Source organism: Aerococcus sp. L_32 (assembly GCF_050689315.1).
This window is the reverse complement of record NZ_JBOEQF010000128.1, coordinates 1-6,202: the sequence shown is the minus strand read 5'-3', so window position 1 is coordinate 6,202 and position 6,202 is coordinate 1. Positions and strand designations below refer to the sequence as shown.

Annotated in this window: 3 protein-coding genes and 1 pseudogene; 1 reads left to right on the top strand and 3 read right to left on the bottom strand. The window is 39.4% G+C overall.

Going from position 1 to position 6,202, the window contains the following annotated elements; all coding sequences use genetic code 11:
* Positions 1-198: 198 nt before the first annotated feature.
* From ACRCJ0_RS08615 to ACRCJ0_RS08605, 3 genes are all read right to left on the bottom strand, one after another.
* Positions 199-645: a PTS sugar transporter subunit IIA gene (locus ACRCJ0_RS08615; RefSeq protein WP_016897186.1), complete on the bottom strand. Its 447-nt coding sequence runs from the start codon at positions 643-645 to the stop codon at positions 199-201.
* Entirely contained in the window at positions 646-2,718 is a 2,073-nt protein-coding gene (locus tag ACRCJ0_RS08610) for a BglG family transcription antiterminator (protein ID WP_431390192.1), read from the bottom strand.
* A gap of 109 nt (positions 2,719-2,827) precedes the next feature.
* Positions 2,828-4,633 carry a PTS mannitol transporter subunit IICBA gene (locus tag ACRCJ0_RS08605; protein WP_431390191.1) on the bottom strand — a complete coding sequence of 602 codons (1,806 nt, stop codon included), beginning with the start codon at positions 4,631-4,633 and terminating at the stop codon, positions 2,828-2,830.
* Between the two features lie 154 nt (positions 4,634-4,787).
* On the opposite strand from ACRCJ0_RS08605, the pseudogene gnd reads away from it, so the two are divergent.
* Positions 4,788-5,702 (top strand): annotated as a pseudogene (gene gnd, locus ACRCJ0_RS08600) (phosphogluconate dehydrogenase (NAD(+)-dependent, decarboxylating)); the annotation flags it as partial.
* Between the last annotated feature and the right edge of the window lie 500 nt (positions 5,703-6,202).

Below are 6,202 nucleotides of genomic sequence, written 5' to 3'. Positions count from 1 at the left end.
GTTATTTTATAACCTTTAGTATAATGGGATTTTGCGTTTTTTATTTCTATATAAAATACATTATAAATACAATATTAGAGGGTTTTGTATTTTAACCCCTTGAAAAGCGTTTATTTCAGCCACATGCTAAATAAAAAAAGAGCTAACTTTCCCCCTAAAGATAAGCTAACTCCTTATATATTCATTTAATTTTCTATATTAGGCTGCTTCAACGCTATCCAACAAAGTCATAATTTCTGCCTCATTTTCAGCATTTACCAATTTCACCACGTTATCAAGGGTTGAACAGAAAATAGCGATTTTAGACAGTAAATCCAGGTGTTCATTATTAACCCCGGCAATCCCAAAGACAACCATTGCCATCTTTTCTTCATTGGGGTCGTCAGAAAAATCTACCCCAAACGGGATTTGTAGGACCGAAATGCCTGTAGAATGGATGCTTGTTTTGGCCTCATCCGTACCGTGAGGAATGGCAATGAAATTACCCATGTAAGTTGTTACCTCATTCTCGCGGTCGAGCATGGCTTCCACATAAGAGGAATCGACATGTCCGTTATCGACTAACAATTGACCTGCTGCCCTTATCGCAGCTTCCTTCGTTTGAAAATCTTGCTTTAATTTCACCATATTTTGATTAATTTCCATTTAATCATCACCCTTCCCTGACTCCTGTATCGCTTCAACAAATAGTCTACTCAGTAAATTCCTTAAAGTTTCTTCATTCCCCGTATTATATAGATCGGTATTAATATTATTTTCGATAATAGATTGGCTGATCCAACCTAAAACTGTTTTAACGTTGGCATCTAGTGGCGCTGGTGCTAACAATAACAGTATCCGTTTTAGTGAGATCATCTGCCGATCCATCCCTTCAACATAAAAGGGACTCGACAGATTATAGACCTTAAACACCGGTGTCTTCACATCTTCGTGCACACTATGAAATAGAGACATATTGGTCTTTGGAATACCAATTGGCGTGGTCTTGTAGCGTTTAATAATTGCCTGTGACACCAAGGCATCATCCGACACAGCAAGTGGTTTCAGCGATTGTATCACTGCCTCAACGGTCGCCTCCACATGCTCTTTGCTGTCAATGTCTTTGACCTCAAACTGCTTTAACAAATCATCCGCAATCAAGATGGAATCCCGCATCTCTTCAAAGGTTAATTTGTAATTATCATCCCCAAAGTGGTTGGTCAAAGGGTTTTTGTGGCCTAGTTTGTAGGTTTCGATAAAGTCCTTTAACAAGTCAATATCCTTGTCAGCTAGTACCGGTGATATCAATTGGTATTCAACCGGGAAATTTTTAAGCGGGGCTGTCGACAGAATCATACTGTATGACCCGACATCTAATCGGTCAATTTTAGATAATTGTGTGATATCCACTTGAAAAATAGCTTGGAACTGCTTTTCTAGCCGCTCTTTGATAATTTTACCCGTCCCACCATAATTGGAGACAATTACTAATAACCGTGGTTGATAGTTTAAAGAAGGCCCTGCTTCGTAAGATGCTGCAAAGTGCATCAATATATAAGCCGCTTCTTCGTGTGAAATATCGGTTGAAAAAACCGCTTTAAAACTTTCTTCTACTTTGACATACAAGTCTTTGTATTGGTCGACAACCGGTTCTAAACTAGTATCTTTGAAACTCGTGATGGGGTCATTTTCAATCCGCTTCAAGGCGGCCCGAATGTGAGAAATTAACCCCTTGTACAAGCGTTTGTCCTGTCTAAAATCGTTACTCGTTTTTTCAGAAACAAGTCGGATAAACTTCTGTACCTTGTAGGATAATTGGGTGTCAAAGTTCACATTGAAAATCGATTCTTTATTCTTAAAATTGATGCCTTCCAATTGGTTAACCAATAAATTGCGCTCATTGATTGGAATGTTGATCTTCAATTGATTAGCAATATGCCCCGTAATTTGATAAGCCAAATTGATGATATCGCTTGGGACGTTGGTCTCAATACTGACAATATCGCCTATGGAAAAGCCTGCCTGGATCCGGTCAAGGGCATAAGCCAATTGAATCAAAACAGGCCGAATTTGATTGTCATTCATCTTCTTACCTGAGTTTAGGTCACTCTGATGAAAACTTTCCACCACTGCTTTCAAACTGTTATCAGAAATAAAAGTGAGGAAGAAGGGTTTATCGATAGCAGCGCCAATTTCAGATAGATCGGATAAATAAGTTGCGCTATCAGATGGAGATAGATTGTTGTAAATGGTTGTCGCCACAATGTTTCGGTTGTTAATTTCATCCACATCCAAGGTAAATCCTTGCGCCGGTAACCGGTTTACACGATTAGCCCCCAATCTTTCTTCAATAGCATCTATATCTTGATAGATGGTATTTAAACTGACAGCAAATTGTTGGCTTAAAACTTCTGCTGTCACCGGCTCTTCATTGACCAATAAGGTGGTAATAATGCCATCTTGCCGTTCATCTTTAGAGAAAACATACTGATTTCGAGCAGTATTTTCTTCCCTCAACATATTTAGAGTTTCCGCATGGCCAACAAGTTTATAGCCCTTGTTCCGTTCGTTGACAATCTCAATATTTAAGGTTTTGAGTGACGCCTCTAAATTCGTAATTTCCCGGTAGACTGTCCGTCGACTCACTTGCAGTAAACTTTGAAAAGAAGAGATAGGAATTTCCGTATGACTATATAACAACTGGTCTAATATAATGGCTTCCCGCTGTGATAGATACATTTGGCACCCGCTCCCTTCTTTTGTTTATTTCTTGCTTGTTTTCTATTAGTTTTCTGTGTTTATTACTTGTTTCTTATTTAATAATGACTTTTCCGATATTTCCAAGTCCTTACGATTCAATCAGCTGGTCGTAAGCACTGGCTTCTAGTAAATCTTCAATGACCAAGCCATCTAAATCTGGATATAACTCCTGTAAGGATTGGACTATTGCTTGGTTTCCGATAACTAAAGTAGCGTCGGTTTTATTGGTATGGACTAAATCTTCAACTGCCACAGCCTTGACGGTCACATCATGGATATTGATCTTCTTCAATTTATTCCGTAGAATAGACGCCGCCATGGTGGTTTTGCCTACCTTATCTTCAAATGGTAGATAGATATTGTCGATATTTTGAATCGCTATATTTGTTGTTTGGCTTGCTGCCGTATTATCTGTTTCTTTAACCTCAATTGGTTGCGCAATCATGGCCCCTAAAATCTCATCATAGCGGTCACCGTCTAAGAAATTGTCCACTGAGATGTGCATACCAGATGGATTTTGACGGCGTGCTCGAGGGGTTAATTCATTTTGCGAAATGACTAATGTACCTGGTTCATCCTGTAGATTGTTAATGGCAGAATTTGAAATAGGTATATTCAGATTGATTTGTTTGGCCTTTTTCCGTAATAATGAGGCCCCCATGGCACTTGAACCCATTCCTGCATCACAAGCGAAGATGATTTTATTGACGTTCTCAGCTTTTGGAACGTCGGCCACCTTTTCAGCTACTTGCGTATTGCCTGTAGTTTGACCTTTAGCAGCACGTTTCTCTGCTTGAACGGCATCTTTAGAAGCTTCAAAATCCTTACCTTCTGAACGGTCAAATTTGAGGATAGCGACCCCAATTGCGAAGGATACCAAGAAGGCACCGAATACACCTAATAGGATACCAAATAAATCGCCCGGTGGTGTCATGGCAACCACTGAAATAATTGATCCCGGTGACGCTGGTCCTACAAGTCCTACATCAAATAATTGGAAAATGGCAGTACCTGTTACCCCACCACCAATCACCGCTAATACCATCAAGGGTTTCATTAACACATAAGGGAAGTACATCTCGTGAATACCACCAAAGAATTGGATAATAAAGGCACCTGGCGCTGAAGATTTAGCTGACCCACTACCAAATAGCATATAAGCTAATAACATACCGCCACCAACACCTGGGTTAATAGACACTAAATATAGAATAGACTTACCGGCTTCTTGTGCTTGTTGGGCACCTAATGGCGTAAATATACCGTGATTGACAGCATTATTCAAAAAGATAACCTTGGCAGGTTCTGTAATGACATTGGCAAGTGGTAAGAAACCGTCGGAAATAATGGCTTGAATACCAACAGAGGCAATATCTGTGATGGCACCAATCGTTGGTCCAACAAAGTAATAGCCAAGTACCGCTAAAATAAAACCTAGGATACCAGAAGAGAAGTTATTAACTAACATTTCAAAACCTTGCGGAATCTTGTCTGCAAATTTATCGTCAAATTGCTTCAACAACCAACCAGCAAACGGTCCCATCAGCATGGCCCCTAGAAACATAGGGATTTCAGAACCAACCACAACCCCCATGGTCCCAATCGCCCCGACAACTGCCCCGCGTTGGCCGTGGACTAAACTACCACCACTATAAGCAATCAATAAAGGTAGTAAATAATTTTTCATCGGGTCAATCATTTGAGCCAATTCTTCATTCGGTAGCCAACCAGTGGCTAGAAATAAGGCTGTAATAATCCCCCAAGAAATAAAGGCGCCAATATTTGGCATAATCATACTACTCAGATAAGAACCAAATTTTTGAATCCGAGTTTTCATAGAAATTTTCGTATTTGATCCTGCATCTGACACTGTACTTGTACTCATTTCTGACATTGCGATTCCTCCTCAAAACTTTTAAATTACTCCCATCATAAATCTTAAAAGCCCTTTCTTCAATGTTTTGAAAGCGCTATATTTGTCGTCATCAAGTGTGCCAAACTTGAAATGAAGGGTTTACTTTTCCGTGCTAAGATTTAGGTGACTTTAGAAAAAGGAGTGGGAAGACATGAAAATTGGTATTATTGGACTTGGAAAAATGGGTGCTAACTTAGCCTTAAATGGCCTTGACCATGGTTGGAACATCATTGGTTACGATGCCTCAGCCCAAGCTAGAGAATCAGCAACAAAGCAAGGAATTCCAACAGTCGCAAGTCAGGAAGCCTTACTAGAAGCACTGGACCAAGAAAAAATCATCTTACTATCAACACCTGCTGGTCACATTACCAACCAGATTCTTCAAGACTTAGAATCAACATTGCAGGCAGGTGATATTGTCATTGATTCTGGCAATTCAAAATACAAAGACAGCTTATTGATGGGGCAAATCCTATTAGATAAGGGAATTTACTTGTTAGATTGCGGGACTTCTGGCGGGATTGATGGGGCTAGAAATGGGGTCAATTTGATGATTGGTGGCGATCCGACAGCCTTTAAAGTTGTTGAACCCTTCTTTAGTGATATCGCTTGTACAGACGGTTATTTATATACTGGTCCTAGTGGGTCAGGTCACTATTTGAAAATGGTCCATAACGGGATTGAATACGGCATGATGCAGGCCATTGGTGAAGGATTTAGCGTCCTAGAAGCCTCAAATTATGACTTCGATTTTGCAGCTGTTTCTAAATTGTGGAACAACGGGTCTGTCGTTCGTTCTTGGTTGATGGAACTTTTAGAGGAAAGTTTCAATGACGACAGTCAGTTAGACAAAATCGTAGGCAAAATAGATTCCAGCGGTGAAGCCAAATACACGGTTGAAGAAGCGTTATCACTGGATGTACCCGTTCCAATCATCGCTCAATCCCTATTTGTTCGAAATGACAGTCAATTACCAGACAGTTTTTCAAACAAAGTCGTCTCTGCCTTGCGTTCCGGATTTGGTGGCCACCCGATTGAACGAAAATAAGCTAAAGTGGCTTAATACATAGAAATGTTAAAACGCAGACTTCAAGTCTGCGTTTTTTGCAATACACTTTTGTTTTCATTTGATTTGGAAGGTTAACCTAGCTTTAATCGGGATTTTACCCCTTTTTCCCGAAATATAAGACCTTATCTATTAACTTAAACTAACTCTATCCGAACGATAATTTATTATATTTATTTTATAATTCGTATATTTATTAATTTATTCTATACTTTTAGGGCTAATTGTGGTTATAATACTATTCAAATTTTCAAATCCGATTAATCGAGTTGAAGTAGTGAAGAAGGATTCACTACTTTCAGCAATTCTAACAATCAATTTGTAAGCAAATAGGCATCCGAACAAAGGGGACAAGCATGGAAAATCTAATTCACGTCGCAAACGGCAAGGCATTAGCTGATATCGTCTTAAAAAACGGTTATGTGATTAATGTATTTACAGAAGAAATCATTCAGACTGATGTGGCCATTATAGGCAACCGG

Bases quoted from the DNA above. Each gene is read 5' to 3' on its own strand.
- ACRCJ0_RS08615 (WP_016897186.1), bottom strand. From the start codon at position 645: ATGGAAATTAATCAAAATATGGTGAAATTAAAGCAAGATTTTCAAACG.
- ACRCJ0_RS08610 (WP_431390192.1), bottom strand. From the start codon at position 2,718: ATGTATCTATCACAGCGGGAAGCCATTATATTAGACCAGTTGTTATAT.
- ACRCJ0_RS08605 (WP_431390191.1), bottom strand. From the start codon at position 4,633: ATGTCAGAAATGAGTACAAGTACAGTGTCAGATGCAGGATCAAATACG.